12 protein-coding genes are annotated in these 15,483 nt (G+C 65.4%); 9 read left to right on the top strand and 3 right to left on the bottom strand.

Annotation, left to right across the window (positions count from 1 at the left end):
- The first annotated feature begins 15 nt into the window (after positions 1-15).
- The gene (locus tag AKG11_RS13525) at positions 16-1,047 is read left to right on the top strand and encodes a zinc-dependent alcohol dehydrogenase family protein (RefSeq protein WP_023515104.1); all 1,032 of its coding nucleotides are present in this window, start codon (positions 16-18) and stop codon (positions 1,045-1,047) included.
- Here AKG11_RS13525 and AKG11_RS13520 read toward each other — a convergent pair.
- Positions 1,044-1,931 carry a LysR family transcriptional regulator gene (locus AKG11_RS13520; protein ID WP_050744210.1) on the bottom strand — a complete coding sequence of 296 codons (888 nt, stop codon included), beginning with the start codon at positions 1,929-1,931 and terminating at the stop codon, positions 1,044-1,046. The genes AKG11_RS13525 and AKG11_RS13520 overlap by 4 nt on opposite strands.
- Before the next feature lie 110 nt (positions 1,932-2,041).
- On the opposite strand from AKG11_RS13520, the gene blaOXA reads away from it, so the two are divergent.
- The gene (gene blaOXA, locus AKG11_RS13515) at positions 2,042-2,848 is read left to right on the top strand and encodes a class D beta-lactamase (RefSeq protein ID WP_050744209.1); all 807 of its coding nucleotides are present in this window, start codon (positions 2,042-2,044) and stop codon (positions 2,846-2,848) included.
- Positions 2,849-2,874: 26 nt separating this feature from the next.
- Here the strand turns inward: blaOXA and AKG11_RS13510 are convergent, their stop codons facing one another.
- Positions 2,875-4,056 carry an FAD-dependent oxidoreductase gene (locus AKG11_RS13510; protein ID WP_050744208.1) on the bottom strand — a complete coding sequence of 394 codons (1,182 nt, stop codon included), beginning with the start codon at positions 4,054-4,056 and terminating at the stop codon, positions 2,875-2,877.
- A gap of 84 nt (positions 4,057-4,140) precedes the next feature.
- Between AKG11_RS13510 and AKG11_RS13505 the strand changes: the two genes are divergently transcribed.
- The 6 genes from AKG11_RS13505 to AKG11_RS13480 all read left to right on the top strand — a co-directional run bounded on the left by AKG11_RS13505 (position 4,141) and on the right by AKG11_RS13480 (position 12,364).
- Positions 4,141-4,716 (top strand): TetR/AcrR family transcriptional regulator, encoded by a 576-nt coding sequence (locus AKG11_RS13505; protein ID WP_023515100.1) that lies wholly within the window; start codon positions 4,141-4,143, stop codon positions 4,714-4,716.
- A 188-nt stretch (positions 4,717-4,904) separates the two neighbouring features.
- On the top strand, positions 4,905-8,387 hold the full coding sequence (gene carB / locus AKG11_RS13500; protein ID WP_050744207.1) for a carbamoyl-phosphate synthase large subunit: 3,483 nt from the start codon (positions 4,905-4,907) through the stop codon (positions 8,385-8,387).
- Positions 8,388-8,700: 313 nt separating this feature from the next.
- The gene (greA, locus tag AKG11_RS13495) at positions 8,701-9,177 is read left to right on the top strand and encodes a transcription elongation factor GreA (protein WP_024271251.1); all 477 of its coding nucleotides are present in this window, start codon (positions 8,701-8,703) and stop codon (positions 9,175-9,177) included.
- 16 nt (positions 9,178-9,193) lie between these two features.
- Entirely contained in the window at positions 9,194-10,270 is a 1,077-nt protein-coding gene (locus tag AKG11_RS13490) for a glycosyltransferase family 10 domain-containing protein (protein ID WP_245290101.1), read from the top strand.
- Between the two features lie 87 nt (positions 10,271-10,357).
- Entirely contained in the window at positions 10,358-11,428 is a 1,071-nt protein-coding gene (gene gmd, locus AKG11_RS13485) for a GDP-mannose 4,6-dehydratase (protein ID WP_050744206.1), read from the top strand.
- Entirely contained in the window at positions 11,429-12,364 is a 936-nt protein-coding gene (locus tag AKG11_RS13480) for a GDP-L-fucose synthase (RefSeq protein WP_050744205.1), read from the top strand.
- A 37-nt stretch (positions 12,365-12,401) separates the two neighbouring features.
- Here AKG11_RS13480 and AKG11_RS13475 read toward each other — a convergent pair whose 3' ends face one another.
- Positions 12,402-13,133, bottom strand: a complete 732-nt coding sequence (locus AKG11_RS13475) for a hypothetical protein (RefSeq protein ID WP_050744241.1) — start codon at positions 13,131-13,133, stop codon at positions 12,402-12,404.
- Between the two features lie 114 nt (positions 13,134-13,247).
- On the opposite strand from AKG11_RS13475, the gene AKG11_RS33715 reads away from it, so the two are divergent.
- Complete coding sequence (locus AKG11_RS33715) at positions 13,248-15,482, top strand: glycosyltransferase (RefSeq protein ID WP_082342423.1); 2,235 nt, start codon at positions 13,248-13,250, stop codon at positions 15,480-15,482.
- The last annotated feature ends 1 nt before the right edge of the window (position 15,483 follow it).

Genomic DNA, 15,483 nt, shown 5'->3' with positions numbered 1-15,483 from the left:
AAGCGGGAGGACGGGATGAAAGCGGCGCGGCTGGAAGCGATCGGCGGGTTCTTCGTGCGCATGGTGGAAAAGCCGGTGCCCGGCCCGGACGATCTTCTCGTCCGCATCGAGGCCGCCGGCATCTGCGGCACGGATCGCCACCTCTTCCACGGCGAGTTCCCCTGCCGGCCGCCGGTGACGCTCGGCCATGAATTCTCCGGCATCGTCGAAGTCACCGGCAAGGACGTCATCGGTTTCCGCCCCGGCATGCGCATCACCGGCGACCCGAACATCCATTGCGGCCGCTGTTCACAATGCCGGCGCGGCCGCGTCAATCTGTGCGAGTCCCTGCAGGCGATCGGCATCCACCGCGACGGCGGCTTTGCCGACTATGTGCTGGTGCCGCAAAAGCAGGCCTATCAACTGCCGCTCTCGCTGCCGCCGGAACACGGCGCGTTCTGCGAGCCACTCGCCTGCTGCCTGCATGGCACCGACATGGCCGACATCAAGCCCGGCAGCACCGTCGTGGTTCTGGGCGGCGGGGTGATCGGCATGCTGGCCGTACAGCTCGCCCGCCTCGCCGGAGCAACCACGGTCGTCCTCGTCACCCGCCAGGCCGTGCGCCGGAAACTCGCCGGGGAGATCGGCGCCGCCCAAACCTTCGACCCGGCTGCGGGAAACACCATCGAGGGCATAGCCGGCAAGGACGGCCTGCTGCCCGGCGGCGCAGACGTCGTCATCGAATGCGCGGGCGTGGCCGAGACCATCGCCGAAGCGCCGAAGCTTGCCCGCAACGGCGGCACGGTCGTCATCCTCGGCGTGCTGCCGCAGGGCGAAAAGGTGGAATTCGAGCCCTTCGACCTGCTGTTCCGCGAGGTCAGGATCCTCACCTCCTTCCTCAATCCCTTCACCCATGGCCGCGCCGCGGCCCTGATCGCCTCCGGCACGATAAAGGTCGACTGCCTCGTCTCCCGCCGCATCGGCCTCGATGAGCTGCCGGACGCCATCGCCAACCCGCCGCGGCCGGGCGAGGTGAAGGTGCTGGTCATGCCGGGCCTGCAAGCCTAGCTCAGCCCCTCCTCGGCCACCGTCGCGGCCAGCCAGGCGGAAAAGGCGGCCATGGCGGGGCTGAGGCTGCGCGATTGCAGTCGGGTGAGCCAGTAGCTGCCGAGCGCAAGGCTGGTCTCGAACGGCTGGACGACGGCGCCGGCCGCCAGAAGGCGTGAGAACATCAGCGGCGGGGCAAGACCGACGCCGGCCCCCTGCAGTACGGCCTCCATCATGGCAAGCGACGTGTCGAAGACGATCGCATTCTGCGGCGGCGGCGTACGCGGCAGGCCGGCAGCCTCGAACCAGCGGGTCCACTCGTCGCGGCGGTAGGAGCGCAGCAGCGTCAGACCGAGAAGATCGGCAGGCTCCCTGAGAGCGCGGGCGACGGCCGGAATGGCAAGCACAGAGAGCGGCGCATCGAAGAGGCGCACCGCATCCGTGCCGTGCCAGGCGCCGGTACCGAAGCGGATGGCGAAGTCGAGCCCTTCGGCGGCAAGGTCGACCCGGTTGTTGTTGGTGGACAGCCGCACCTCCACGAAGGGATGGCGCTCGCGGAACGCCGCAAGGCGCGGCAGGAGCCAGCCGACAGCGAAGGTGCCGACGGCCCCGACCGTCAGGATTTCGCGCACATGGCCGCCGCGAAACCGCTCCACCGCATCGGCCATTCGGTCGAAACTGTCACGCAGCACCGGCAGCAGGCTCTCCCCCTCCGCCGTGATCATCAGCCCGCGCGGAAGGCGCTTGAAGAGCACGACGTTCAGCTGCTCCTCCAGGTTCTTGACCTGGTGGCTGACGGCGGCCTGCGTGACATTCAGCTCGATCGCGGCCCGTGTGAACGAGAGATGGCGGGCAGAAGCCTCGAAGGCGCGGAAGGCGTTCAACGGCAGATATGGCCGAACCATGGCGAAGCCCCAGTTTTCCTAATGGCTGAGACCAGTATTGATCTTTTGCAAGCCCATCAAGACATTGCTATCCAGAATGCACAAGCCCTTCAAAATTCGAGGAAAACGTGATGAACATGCGTCTTTTCGCGGCCGGTATCCTGCTGGCCGCAGGCTTCGGCGCGCCGGCCGAGGCCCGCATTATTTGTACAATCGTCGCCGATGCGGTGAATGATGAGGTCATCCTGGAAAAAGGGGACTGCGAGAGCCGCGTGACACCCGCCTCCACCTTCAAGATACCGCTCGCCGTGATGGGCTACGATTCCGGCTTCCTGGAAGATGCGAACGAGCCGGTCCTGCCCTTCATGAAGGGTTATCCGGACTGGGGCGGCGATGCCTGGCGCCAGCCGGCGACGCCCAAGCGCTGGATGGAATTTTCCATCGTCTGGTTTTCGCAGCGCATAACCGAGTTCCTCGGCCACGAGCAACTGCGCGACTATGCCGATGCCTTCGGCTACGGCAATGCCGACATGACGGGCGACCCGGGCAAGGACAACGGGCTGGAACGCGCCTGGATCGCCTCCTCGCTGAAGATCTCGCCGCGCGAGCAGGTGGCGTTCCTGAAGAAACTGGTGAACCATGAACTGCCGGTCTCCGCCGATGCCATGGACCGGGCGATGGAAGTCCTGGAGCGGCGCGACCTTGCGGACGGCTGGGGCGCGCAGGGCAAGACGGGCATGGCCTATCCCCGCAAGGCCGACGGCAATCTCGACTATGCCCGGCCGTGGGGCTGGTATGTCGGCTGGGCCCGCCGCGACGACCGCACCGTCGTCTTCGCCCGGCTGATACAGGACGAAAAGAAGCTGGAACCACGCACGAGCCTGCGTGCGCGGGACAGCGTCCTCAAGGAGTTGCCGGAACTTCTTGCGACGGACTGAATGGGCAGGTAGAGACAGCACGCAACTCAGCGTGGGGGAACCATCCCGAGCCCCTTGCGGGCGAGGCCGGAGAGGTTGAGCACCAGCTTGCGGCGGAACACCGGCGAGGCACCCACGACGCGCAGCACAAGATTACGCAGAATACGGCCGGCGAGGCTGCGCACGGTCGCGATCCGCGTCAATCGGCCGGCAAGCTCCAGGACCTCCACCGCGGCCGGGCGGCGCTTTTCTTCATAAAGGTCGAGCGTCGCTTCCGGCGCCTTGCCGAGAAGGACGTCGGCAAGCAGGCGGCCGAGCACGACGGCATCGACAAGCCCCGTGTTCATGCCCTGCCCGCCGGCCGGGCTGTGCACATGGGCGGCATCGCCCATGACGAAGAACGGGCCGGACCGGTACCGCGCGGCGACGCGGTGGTGCACGCGGAAGCGCGAACTCCACAGAACATCCCGCACGCGGCCCGGAACCTTGCGCGGGCCGCGGGCATCGAGCAGCGCCTGCACGAAAGCCGCATCCGGCGCTTCGGGCGCGTCCCCGACAGGCGCCACGATGCGATAACGGTGTCCCGGCAGCGGCACGACCACGCCCATGCCCTCCGGCGAGAAGAACAGCGTCACCTCCGCACTGAGAGGCCAGTCCATATGGACATCGGCAAGCACGAAGGAACCGGCGTAGCTCTCGCCGTCGAAGGCGATGCCCGCAGCTTCGCGCACGACGCTGTGCATACCGTCGCCGCCGACGACATAGCGGGCGCGGATGGTCCGCGGCCCCTCTGGCGTATCGACGTGAGCCACCGCCCCGGTCGCATCGCGCTCGATACTCGTCGCCGTAATGCCACGCAGAACGGTGCCGCCGAGGCTCGCCAGCCGGTCGGCAAGGATCGCCTCGGTCTCGTCCTGCGGGATCATCAGGATCTGGGCGTAGCGCGACGGCAACGTGGAGAAGTCGAGTTCCAGCAGCGCCTTGTCGTGGTCGCGCAGGGCGAAGCGGGTGAGCTGCAAGCCACGGCGCTCCAGCGCGTCCGTGACACCGAGCCGCTCCAGAACCTCCAGCGTGTGGGCATGGATGACAGCGGCACGCGAGGTATTCTGACCGGCGGCAAGACGGTCGATGATGACAGGCCGCAGGCCTGCCTGTTGCAGGGTAGCGGCCAGCGCAAGGCCGGTCGGCCCTGCCCCGACAATCAGCACATCGGTTTCCTGCGGCACCATGGTTCACGCTCCATAGAAATCAACATACGTTGACTTTTATGTCGGGCGCTTGAATTTGTCAACATGCGTTGGCATTTTCACACCATGACCGATTCTCCCGTGAAGAAAACGAAGTCCGACCGTACGCGCGAGGCCATTCTGGAGGCCGCGCGCCTGCTCTTCGCGCAAAAGGGCTACGACGGCACGACCGTACGCGACATCGCCGCCGCCGCCGCGATCGACCCGGCCATGGTGATCCGCTACTTCGGCGGAAAAGACGCCCTGTTTGCGCGCGCGGCCGATCTCGATCTCCGGCTGCCCGATCTCTCCGCCCTTCCCCGCAACGCGGTAGGCGAGGCGCTGGTCCGACACTTCCTCACCGTATGGGAAGGCGACGGAGGCACCACCGCCCTGCCGATCGCTCTGCGCTCGGCCGCATCGAACGAGCTGGCCGCCGCGCGGCTGCACGAGATTTTCGCAACCCAGGTCGCCCCCGCCATCGCACGGCTGGCCGGACCGGACACGCCCGCCGTCGCCGGTCTGGTGGCAACCCAGATCCTCGGCCTCGCCTTCACCCGCTACGTGCTGAAGCTCCCCCCCGTCGTGGCGCTGCCGCACACGCGGCTGGTCGCGGAGGTTGGCCGCTCGATCCAGGCCTATATCGACGGCGCGCGCGCCTGAGGCTGCCCGTGCGGCGGGCCAGCATATTTCCTGTCGATTGCTCCATTTTCGGGGTTCCGCTCGCCCGCGCATTTGCCTATAAGCCGCTTCTAGCCTTGAAAGACCATTTTTGCGCGCCCGGCCCGGTGAACCCATCGCCATGCCGGTTTTTCGCGCACGCGGCCGAAGCGAAGAGAACGGATAAAGAGATGCCCAAGCGCCAAGATTTGAAATCGATCCTCATCATCGGCGCGGGGCCGATCGTCATCGGTCAGGCCTGCGAATTCGACTATTCCGGCACCCAGGCCTGCAAGGCGCTGAAGGAGGAAGGCTACCGCGTCATCCTCGTCAACTCCAATCCGGCGACGATCATGACCGACCCAGGTCTTGCCGACGCCACCTATGTCGAGCCGATCCCCCCCGAGGTCGTCGCCAAGATCATCGCCAAGGAGCGTCCGGACGCGCTTCTGCCGACGATGGGCGGCCAGACGGCGCTCAACACCGCCCTCTCGCTCAAGCGCATGGGCGTGCTCGACCGCTATAATGTGGAGATGATCGGCGCCAAGCCCGCCGCCATCGACATGGCCGAGGACCGGGCCCTCTTCCGCGAAGCCATGGCCCGCATCGGCCTCGAAACCCCGCGCTCGCTGCTCGCCAACGCCACCGAGATCAAGGATCAGGACCGCAAGGTTCATGAGGCCGAGCGCGCCAAGCTGAAAGCCGAGCTTTCCGGCGACGCCCTCGACAAGGCGCTGGACGAGCTGGAAAACCAGTGGAACCTTGGCGAGACCGACCGCAAGCAGCGCTACATGAGCCACGCCATGGCGATCGGCGCGCAGGCGCTCGACGTCATCGGCCTGCCCGCCATCATCCGCCCGTCCTTCACGCTCGGCGGCACCGGCGGCGGCATCGCCTACAACCGCTCGGAATTCTTCGAGATCGTCAATTCCGGCCTCGACGCCTCGCCGACGACGGAAGTGCTGATCGAAGAGTCCGTTCTCGGCTGGAAGGAATATGAGATGGAGGTCGTCCGCGACAAGGCGGACAATTGCATCATCATCTGCTCCATCGAGAACATCGACCCGATGGGCGTGCACACCGGTGACTCGATCACTGTCGCTCCGGCCTTGACCCTGACGGACAAGGAATACCAGATCATGCGCAACGCCTCGATCGCGGTGCTGCGCGAGATCGGGGTGGAGACCGGCGGCTCGAACGTGCAGTTCGCCGTCAACCCGGCCAATGGCCGCCTCGTCGTCATCGAGATGAACCCGCGCGTCTCGCGCTCTTCCGCCCTGGCATCGAAGGCGACCGGCTTCCCGATCGCGAAAATCGCCGCAAAGCTCGCCATCGGCTACACGCTGGACGAACTGGAGAACGACATTACCGGCGGCGCGACCCCGGCCTCGTTCGAGCCGTCGATCGATTACGTGGTGACGAAGATCCCGCGTTTCGCCTTCGAGAAATTCCCCGGCGCCGAGCCGACGCTGACGACCGCGATGAAGTCGGTCGGTGAAGTCATGGCGATCGGCCGCACCTTCGCCGAATCGCTGCAGAAGGCGCTGCGCGGCCTCGAAACCGGCCTCACCGGCCTCGACGAGATCGAGATCCCCGGCCTTGGCGACGGCAACGACAAGAACGCCATCCGCGCAGCCATCTCCACGCCGACGCCGGACCGCCTGCGCATGGTGGCCCAGGCGCTGCGTCTCGGTCTGACGCTGGAAGAGGTGCACGAAGGCTCGAAGATCGACCCGTGGTTCCTCGAACAGTTCAAGGCCATCGTCGACATGGAGACCCGCATCCGCGAGCACGGCCTGCCTGAGGACGCCGAAAACCTGCGCATGCTCAAAGCCATGGGCTTCTCCGACGCGCGCCTCGCCACGCTCTCCGGCAAGCGCCCGAAGGAAGTCGCGGAACTGCGCAACGGCCTCAATGTGCGCCCGGTCTTCAAGCGCATCGACACCTGCGCCGCCGAATTCGCCTCGCCCACCGCCTACATGTACTCGACCTACGAGACGCCGTTCGCAGGCGCGACGCGCTCGGAAGCCGGCATTTCGGATCGCAAGAAGGTGGTCATCCTCGGCGGCGGCCCGAACCGCATCGGCCAGGGCATCGAGTTCGACTATTGCTGCTGCCACGCCGCCTTCGCGCTGAAGGATGCCGGCTATGAAGCGATCATGGTCAACTGCAACCCGGAAACCGTCTCGACCGACTACGACACATCAGATCGCCTCTATTTCGAGCCGCTGACGGCCGAAGACGTCATCGAGATCCTGAAGGCCGAGCAGACCAACGGCGAAGTCGTCGGCGTCATCGTGCAGTTCGGCGGCCAGACGCCGCTGAAACTTGCCGAGGCCCTGGAAAAGAACGGCATCCCGATCCTCGGCACCGCGCCTGACATGATCGACCTTGCCGAAGACCGCGACCGCTTCCAGAAGCTCCTTCAGAAGCTGGACCTTGCCCAGCCGAACAACGGCATCGCCTATTCCGTCGAACAGGCGCGCCTGATCGCCGGCGAAATCGGCTTCCCGCTGGTCGTACGCCCGTCCTACGTGCTCGGCGGCCGCGCCATGCAGATCATCCATTCGGAATCGATGCTGCAGACCTACCTGCTCGACACGGTTCCGGAACTGGTGCCTGAGGACATCAAGCAGCGCTATCCGAACGACAAGACCGGCCAGATCAACACGCTGCTCGGCAAGAATCCGCTGCTCTTCGACAGCTACCTGTCGAACGCGGTGGAAGTGGATGTGGACGCGCTCTGCGACGGCAAGGACGTCTTCGTCTCCGGCATCATGGAGCATATCGAGGAAGCCGGCATCCATTCGGGCGACTCGGCCTGCTCGCTGCCGGTGCACACGCTCTCCAACGAGATCGTCGACGAGCTGGAGCGCCAGACGAAGGCGCTGGCCAAGGCGCTGAATGTCGGCGGTCTGATGAACGTGCAGTACGCCATCAAGGACGGCACGATCTACGTTCTCGAAGTGAACCCGCGTGCCTCGCGCACCGTGCCCTTCGTCGCCAAGACCATCGGCGCACCGATCGCCAAGATCGCTGCCCGCGTCATGGCCGGCGAAACGCTCGACGCCGCCATCGCCGCCTATGGCGAGAAGCCGGATCCGCGCAACCTGAAGCACATCGCCGTCAAGGAAGCCGTCTTCCCCTTCGCCCGCTTCCCGGGCGTCGACACGCTGCTCGGCCCGGAAATGCGCTCGACCGGCGAGGTCATCGGCCTCGACACGGATTTCGCGCTGGCCTTCGCCAAATCCCAGCTCGGCGCCGGCGTCGACCTGCCGCGTGAAGGCACGGTCTTCGTATCGGTGCGGGACGGCGACAAGGAGCGCGTGCTCGGCACCGTGCGCCTTCTGACGGAGATCGGCTTCAAGGTGATGGCGACCTCGGGCACCGCCCGCTTCCTCCGCGAAAACGGCATCGAGGCGGTCAAGGTCAACAAGGTGCAGGAAGGCCGTCCGCATGTCGAAGACGCCATCCGCAACCGCCAGGTCCAGCTCGTCATCAACACGACGGACAGCAACAAGGCGATCTCGGATTCGAAGTCGCTGCGCCGCGCCGCGCTGATGCAGAAGGTGCCCTACTACACCACCATGGCCGGCGCCGACGCCGCCGCCAAGGCGATCAAGGCCCTGAAGCAGGGCCAGCTGGAAGTACGGCCGCTTCAGGCCTATTTCTGAGAAAGACCCTTTCTCCACAGGATCGCAGAAGCCGGGCGCCCGTCGCCCGGCTTTTGTTTTCCGCCTGTCCTCCCTACCTCGGGGCCACACGTCATCCGAGAGATCGACGACACACCTGCAACGGATGTTTGCTCGACCAATTGTGGGCGGAGGCCGGCCTGCGGCGAAAAAACTGGCTTTCGGACGACTCAATCTGTTATAAGGGTCGTTCAATTGCTTTCGACGGTTCCGGAGAATCTTCTCTGGAGACCGTTTTCTTTTTGCGTTCGCGCAGGCGATAGCTTGGGCGGCGCGGGCTGAAGGACAAGATAAAATGGTTGAAAAGGTACCGATGACTCAGGGCGGTTTCGTCAAGCTGCAGGAAGAACTGCGCTGGCGTCAGCAGGAAGAGCGTCCGCGAATCATCGAGGCGATTGCCGAGGCACGCGCCCATGGCGACCTGTCGGAAAATGCCGAGTACCACGCTGCCAAGGAAGCCCAGAGCCACAATGAAGGCCGCATCACGGAGCTCGAAGACTTCGTCGCGCGCGCCGAGGTGATCGACCTCTCCAAGATGTCCGGATCCAAGATCAAGTTCGGCGCCAAGGTGAAGCTTGTCGACGAGGACACCGAGGAAGAGAAGGTCTACCAGATCGTCGGCGACCAGGAAGCCGACGTGAAGCAGGGCCGCATCTCCATCTCCTCGCCAATCGCCCGTGCGCTGATCGGCAAGGAAGTCGGCGATTCGATCGAGGTGAACGCGCCGGGTGGCTCCAAGGCCTACGAGATCCTCGCCGTCACCTGGGGGTGATGGACAAGGGAGCCCCATGCTTTCCACAGGCAAGAACGGCACCGGCCCGACGGTGGTCAAGGTCATGGATCGGGTTAACCGGACCCATGGCATAAGTCCCCTCGCCCGGCAGGTGCCGTCCGGTTTCTCCGCATCGCGCGGCCTCGTCTTCACCTTCGATCCCGAGGCGCGCAACTACGACTGGCTGGCGGTCTACGAGAACCTGCCGTCGGCCGGCAACGAGCGTCGCTCGATGCGGGTGGAAGATCTCGCCTGCGCACCCGAAAACACCATCCTCTTCACCACCGAGCCGTCGGGCATCAAGATCTACGGCCGCGCTTTCACGCGGCAGTTCGGCCATGTGGTAACGAGCCAGGAACCCTTTGCGCTCCGCCATCCCGGCCGCATCTGGAGCCAGGCGGGCCTGCGCTGGTTCTATGGCGAAGGCAGCCGTCATCTGGTGACCGCCGACGAGATTGCCGGCCATTTTCCGGAAAAGACCAAGGTCATCGGCACGGTCTGCTCGACCAAGCGGCAGGGTCATACGCTGCACCGGCTGCGTTATGATTTCACGCAGGCCATGGCCGCCCGCATGCCCGATCTCGACGTCTTCGGCCGTGGCCATAGGCCGGTCGACGACAAGGCGGAATCGATCGATCCCTACAAGTACCACATCGCCATCGAGAACCACCTCGCCCCGCACCATTTCACGGAAAAGCTGGCCGACCCCTTTCTGGGCCTGTCGCTGCCTTTCTATTTCGGTGCACCGAACGCCGCCGACTATTTTCCGGCCGAGAGCTTCATCGCCATCGACATCCGCAAGCCGGACGAGGCCTGGCGCATCATGCGCGAGGCGATCGACAACAACGAATATGAAAAGCGGCTGCCCGCCATCCGCGAAGCGCGGCGGCGTGTGCTGGAAGACCACAACCTCGTCGCATTGATCGCCGATGTGGTGGAGAAGAACGGCACCCGTCCGAAGGGCGAAGGCAAGGCCGTACTGAAAAGCCAGCGGGCCGCCCGGCAGGGTCATCCGTTGCTGACGGCCGGCGATTTCGTCTTCCGCGAGGCGCTGCACTTGAAAAATCGCATTGCCGGGCTGCTGGCACGCTAGAGTATCTTCCAGCATTTCCGGACGCATAACCGCTAGACGCTTTTGCCGGAATTGCTTCAAAACCCGCATTCATCCTGGAGAACAGACGTGTCCAAGAAACCGGTGGCTTTGATAACGGGTGTGACGGGCCAGGACGGCGCCTATCTGGCGCAGCTGCTGCTCGACAAGGGCTACATCGTGCATGGCATCAAGCGGCGGTCCTCCTCGTTCAACACGGGCCGCATCGAGCACATCTACGAGGATCCGCACGAGCCGGACCCGCAGCTTTTCCTGCACTACGGCGACATGACGGACGCGACGAATCTCGTGCGCATCGTCCAGCAGACCCAGCCGGACGAGATCTACAACCTTGCCGCCCAGAGCCATGTGCAGGTGAGCTTCGAGACGCCGGAATATACCGCCAATGCCGACGCCATCGGCACGCTGCGCATGCTGGAAGCGATCCGCATCCTCGGCCTCGAGAAGAAGACGCGCTTCTACCAGGCGTCCACGTCGGAACTCTACGGCAAGGTGCAGGAGGTTCCCCAGAGCGAGACGACACCCTTCTATCCCCGCTCACCCTATGCCGCGGCAAAGCTCTATGCCTACTGGATCGTCGTCAACTATCGCGAAGCCTACGGCATGCATGCCTCGAACGGTATCCTTTTCAACCATGAAAGCCCACTGCGCGGCGAGACCTTCGTGACACGCAAGATCACCCGCGCCGTCGCCGCCATCACGCTCGGCCAGCAGGACCAGCTCTTCCTCGGCAATCTCGACGCCAAGCGCGACTGGGGGCATGCGAAGGAATATGTGCGCGGCATGTGGTTGATGCTGCAGCAGGCGAAGGCCGACGATTATGTGCTGGCGACGGGCGAGACGACCACCGTGCGCCAGTTTGCCGAATGGTCCTTCGCCGAAGCCGGCATCGCCATCCGCTGGGAGGGCGTGGGCGTCGATGAGAAGGGTTATGATGCGGCGACGGGCAAGCAGCTCGTCTCCATCGACCCGCGCTACTTCCGCCCGACGGAAGTCGATCTCCTGCTCGGCGATCCCTCGAAGGCCGAGCGGGTGCTCGGCTGGCGTCATGAAACGGGCGCGCACGAGCTTGCCCGCGAAATGGTGCGGGAAGACCTGAAGCTCATGCAGAGAAACTATGCGGAAAAGGGCCGTCTCTGAATGTACGACCTTGCAGGAAAACGCGTCTTCGTCGCCGGACATCGCGGCATGGTCGGCAGCGCCGTCGCCAAGCGGCTGGCGGCGGAGAACTGCACGGTGCTGACCGCGCCGCGCGACACGGTGGACCTCGAGCGGCAGGCGGACGTCGAGCGCTTCTTCGCGACGGAGCGGCCGCAGGCCGTGGTGATGGCGGCGGCGAAGGTCGGCGGCATCCTTGCCAATGACCGCGAGCCCGTGGAGTTCCTCCAGCGCAATCTCGCGATGGAGATGAACGTCATCAAGTCGGCGCACGAGGCCGGGGTCGAGAAGCTGCTCTTCCTCGGCTCAAGCTGCATCTATCCGAAATTCGCCGACCAGCCGATCACCGAGAGCGCACTTTTGACCGGCGCGCTGGAGCCGACCAACGAATGGTATGCCATCGCCAAGATCGCCGGCATCAAGCTCTGCCAGGCCTATATGAAGCAGCACGGCGCCCGCTTCATCTCGGCCATGCCCACCAATCTCTACGGCCCGAACGACAATTTCGACCTCAAGACCAGCCATGTGCTGCCGGCGCTGATTCGCAAGGCGCATGAGGCGAAACTGGCCGGCCTGGACCATGTGACGATCTGGGGCACCGGATCGCCGCGCCGCGAGTTCCTGTTCAGCGAGGACTGCGCCGATGCGCTGATCTTCCTGCTCAAGAATTACGAGGACTACGAACACGTCAATGTCGGTTCTGGCGAGGACATCGCCATTCTCGACCTCATGCGGCTCGTCGCCGAGGTCGTCGGCTTCAAGGGGCGGATCGAGACCGATCCCTCCAAACCGGATGGGACGCCGCGCAAGCTGATGTCGAACGCCAAGCTGGCGGCGATGGGTTGGAAGCCCGCCACGGAACTTCGCGACGGAATTGCCCGCGCCTACCGCTGGTACCTCGATACCCTCAAGCAATAGAAAGGCACGGCATCAGAAATCGGGAACGTCGTGCGTCTCAGCGCCAGTTCTCGTCGATCCAGCGCGTCGGCCGGACATGCTTGTAGGCCTTCTTCCACCAGGCCGAGACCGGCCATTGCCCGATTACGGCCTCGTCGGGATCGGGCTTGCCGGTGAAGGCAACGATGCGCGTGCCTGAGGGAAGCGGCACGTCCTTGAAGAAGTTCAGCGGCCAGCGCGGCAAGAGCGTGTGTTTGAAACTGACGCACCACTCGGCCGGCCAGTAGGTCATGTTTTCGGCGGCGGCGGAAACGTAGCGCTGCGAAATCGTGTGCTTGTTGACCTTGGCGTCGGGGTCGCGGATGAAGTCGTCATACACATGCGTGTTGGTGCCGACCGTCCAGCGGTAGACCGAAGTGTTGCCGATGCCCTGGCCGAGCTGCGTCCAGTTTTCCGCAATGCAGAATTTGCCGGGCGCATAATCGAAGAAATCGTCGAGCGGCCCGGTGATGACCACGTCGAGATCGACGAACAGCACGTCGCCCTCAAGGTCGGCCAGCGGCGCCTGCCACAGCGAGATCTTGCGCCACGGCTTCCAGGCGACGCGCTCGGGAATGGTGATCGGCGGCAGCGGGAAGACGGAGACCGCGGGATCGATGCCTCCGGCATCTTCCGTGAAGCAGACGAGCCGCGTCGGACGAACCGTATTGCGCTTGATCATGGACCACAGGCGGTTGACGTAATCCGCCGGATAGCGCGTGCCCCATTTCATGCATACGATCGTCTGCATCCGCATCATCTCCACTGGAACGCGCCGATTGCGCGCCGGCGCCTCCATAGACCATATCGGTCGGCGGTGATAGGAGTTCCGCGACCGCGCCGCATTTTCGAGCCCCAGCACCCCATGAACATTCTCATCCTCACGCAATGCTTTCCCCCTGTCGTCGGCGGGATCGAGAACATGATGGGCTCGATGGCGCTTGCCTTGCAGGAGGGCGGCCATGCCGTCACCGTGCTGGCCGACGGCAAGCCCGATGCTTCCGACAAGGAACGTCCCTACGGACTGGCCCGATTCTCCGGATGGAAACCGCTGCGGCGCTGGCGCAAGGCGCGGGAGGCTGCGCGCCTCGTGCGCGCCGGCGCCTATGACCGAATTATCGCCGATACCTGGAAAAGCGTGGAAAACCTGGGTGTGGACACCGTTCCGGTCACCGTGCTCGCCCATGGCATGGAATTTCCTGCCGCCCCCACCCCGCGCAAGGCGCAGCGCATCCAGGCGGCGATGGCCAAGGCGAAGGACGTCATCGCCAATTCCAGCTTCACCGCCGGCCTTGCCGCGCCCTATGTGGCGGCTGGCCGGCTGCGCACCGTCACCCCCACCGTGCCGGCACAGGCTCCGGCCGATCCCGACCGGCTGGCGGCACTACGGACAGCCCATGGCGACGGACTGCAGGTCGTGACGCTCTGCCGGCTGGAGCCGCGCAAGGGCGTGGACCGGCTCATCGAGGCCGTCGCGGCGCTGCACCCGGCCTATCCCGGCCTGACCCTGCACGTCGCCGGCGACGGCGCGGACCGCGCCCGGCTCGAAGCCCTCGCCAGGGACGCTGGCATCGCCGGCGCCGTCATCTTCCACGGCCGCGTATCGGATACGGAAAAGGCGGCTCTTCTGGAACTCGCCGACGTCTTCGCCATGCCGGCGCGCCGCGAGGGCAATTCCGTCGAGGGATTCGGCCTCGTCTATCTGGAAGCCGCCTGGTACGGCGCCCCCGGCCTTGCCGGCCGCGAGGGTGGCGCGGCGGATGCCGTGCTCGACGGCAAGACAGGCCTTCTGTGCGACGGCGCCGATACGGCATCCGTGACGGCAACGCTGGACAGGCTCCTCGGTGACCGCGACCTCCGGCTCCGGCTCGGCGAAAGCGCCCGTCGGCACGCCCGTGAGCAGACCTGGCAGCACAAGATCGGGGACTTCCTGACGCCTCCGCAGCAGGGCACGGCGACCGCCGGACCGCGCATCCTCCAACTCCTTCCCGCGCTCGGCGACGGTGGCGTGGAACGCAGCGCCGTGGAGATGGCCGGCCATCTCGGCGAACTCGGCCTGCCGAACTGGATCGCCAGCGCGGGCGGCCCGCTCGTCGCCGCGGCAGAAGCCGCAGGCGCCCGGCACGTCACGCTGCCGGTCGGAAAGAAATCACTCTTTTCCGCCGTTTCCGCCGCACGGGCCGTCGCGCGGCTGGTCGATGCCGAGGGCATCGACATCATCCATGCCCGCAGCCGCGTACCGGCCTGGGTCGGTCTCCTCGCCTGCCGCCTGGCACGACGGCCGGTGCGTTTCCTGACGACCTTCCACGGTGTCTACAGCCACGGCAACGCCCTCAAGCGTTTCTACAACAGCGCCATGTTGCGCGCGCCGCTGGTCATCGCAAATTCGCAGTTCATCCGCGACCACATCGTCGCCGTCTACGGCTTCCCGCTGGAGCGCGTGATCGTCGCCCCGCGCGGCGTCGAGCCCGATCTCTTCGATCCCGTACGCATTCCGGCCGAAACACGCAGCACCCTGCGCCGTGAACTCGGCGCCACGGAGCATGGCCCGCTGGTGGTGATGGTCGGCCGCGTGACGCGGTGGAAGGGCCATGCCGTTCTACTGGAGGCCGCCGCACGCCTCGACCGTCCCGACCTTCGCCTCGCCTTCGTCGGCGGCGGCTCGGAGGCGCTCGTTGCAGAGCTTCAGCGCGACATGGCACGCCTCGGCCTTGACGGCCGCGTCACCTTCACCGGCAGCCGACGGGATATCCCCGCCGTCCTCGCCGCCGCAGATCTCGCGGTCTCGGCTTCGACCGACCCGGAAGCCTTCGGCCGTGCCGCGATCGAAGCGCAGGCGATGGGCACGCCCGTCATCGCGACCGATCACGGCGGCAGCCGGGAGACGGTTCTGCCCGGCAGGACCGGCTGGCTGGTGCCGCCCGGCGACGTCGCAGCGCTTGCCGCCGCGCTGGGCGACGCGCTTGCCGATCCGGATCGCCTGAAAACCATGGGTGCGAACGGCCGGGCACATGTGCTTGCCAACTTCACCACCCGGCAGATGCTCGAAAAGGAATATTCCGCCTATGAGCGGCTGATGGCGGTGGAGCCGCGGCGCTGAC

The sequence above is a fragment of the Shinella sp. SUS2 genome (assembly GCF_001262505.1).
Classification (GTDB): Bacteria; Pseudomonadota; Alphaproteobacteria; order Rhizobiales; family Rhizobiaceae; genus Shinella.
The sequence above is the reverse complement of the archived record's forward strand: the minus strand, read 5'-3'. Positions and strand labels throughout refer to the sequence as shown.

Excerpts from the sequence above, each read along its gene's own strand:
- AKG11_RS13525 (WP_023515104.1), top strand. The coding sequence starts at position 16 with ATGAAAGCGGCGCGGCTGGAAGCGATCGGCGGGTTCTTCGTGCGCATG.
- AKG11_RS13520 (WP_050744210.1), bottom strand. The coding sequence starts at position 1,931 with ATGGTTCGGCCATATCTGCCGTTGAACGCCTTCCGCGCCTTCGAGGCT.
- blaOXA (WP_050744209.1), top strand. The coding sequence starts at position 2,042 with ATGAACATGCGTCTTTTCGCGGCCGGTATCCTGCTGGCCGCAGGCTTC.
- AKG11_RS13510 (WP_050744208.1), bottom strand. The coding sequence starts at position 4,056 with ATGGTGCCGCAGGAAACCGATGTGCTGATTGTCGGGGCAGGGCCGACC.
- AKG11_RS13505 (WP_023515100.1), top strand. The coding sequence starts at position 4,141 with ATGACCGATTCTCCCGTGAAGAAAACGAAGTCCGACCGTACGCGCGAG.
- carB (WP_050744207.1), top strand. The coding sequence starts at position 4,905 with ATGCCCAAGCGCCAAGATTTGAAATCGATCCTCATCATCGGCGCGGGG.
- greA (WP_024271251.1), top strand. The coding sequence starts at position 8,701 with ATGGTTGAAAAGGTACCGATGACTCAGGGCGGTTTCGTCAAGCTGCAG.
- AKG11_RS13490 (WP_245290101.1), top strand. The coding sequence starts at position 9,194 with ATGCTTTCCACAGGCAAGAACGGCACCGGCCCGACGGTGGTCAAGGTC.
- AKG11_RS13480 (WP_050744205.1), top strand. The coding sequence starts at position 11,429 with ATGTACGACCTTGCAGGAAAACGCGTCTTCGTCGCCGGACATCGCGGC.
- AKG11_RS13475 (WP_050744241.1), bottom strand. The coding sequence starts at position 13,133 with ATGCAGACGATCGTATGCATGAAATGGGGCACGCGCTATCCGGCGGAT.
- AKG11_RS33715 (WP_082342423.1), top strand. The coding sequence starts at position 13,248 with ATGAACATTCTCATCCTCACGCAATGCTTTCCCCCTGTCGTCGGCGGG.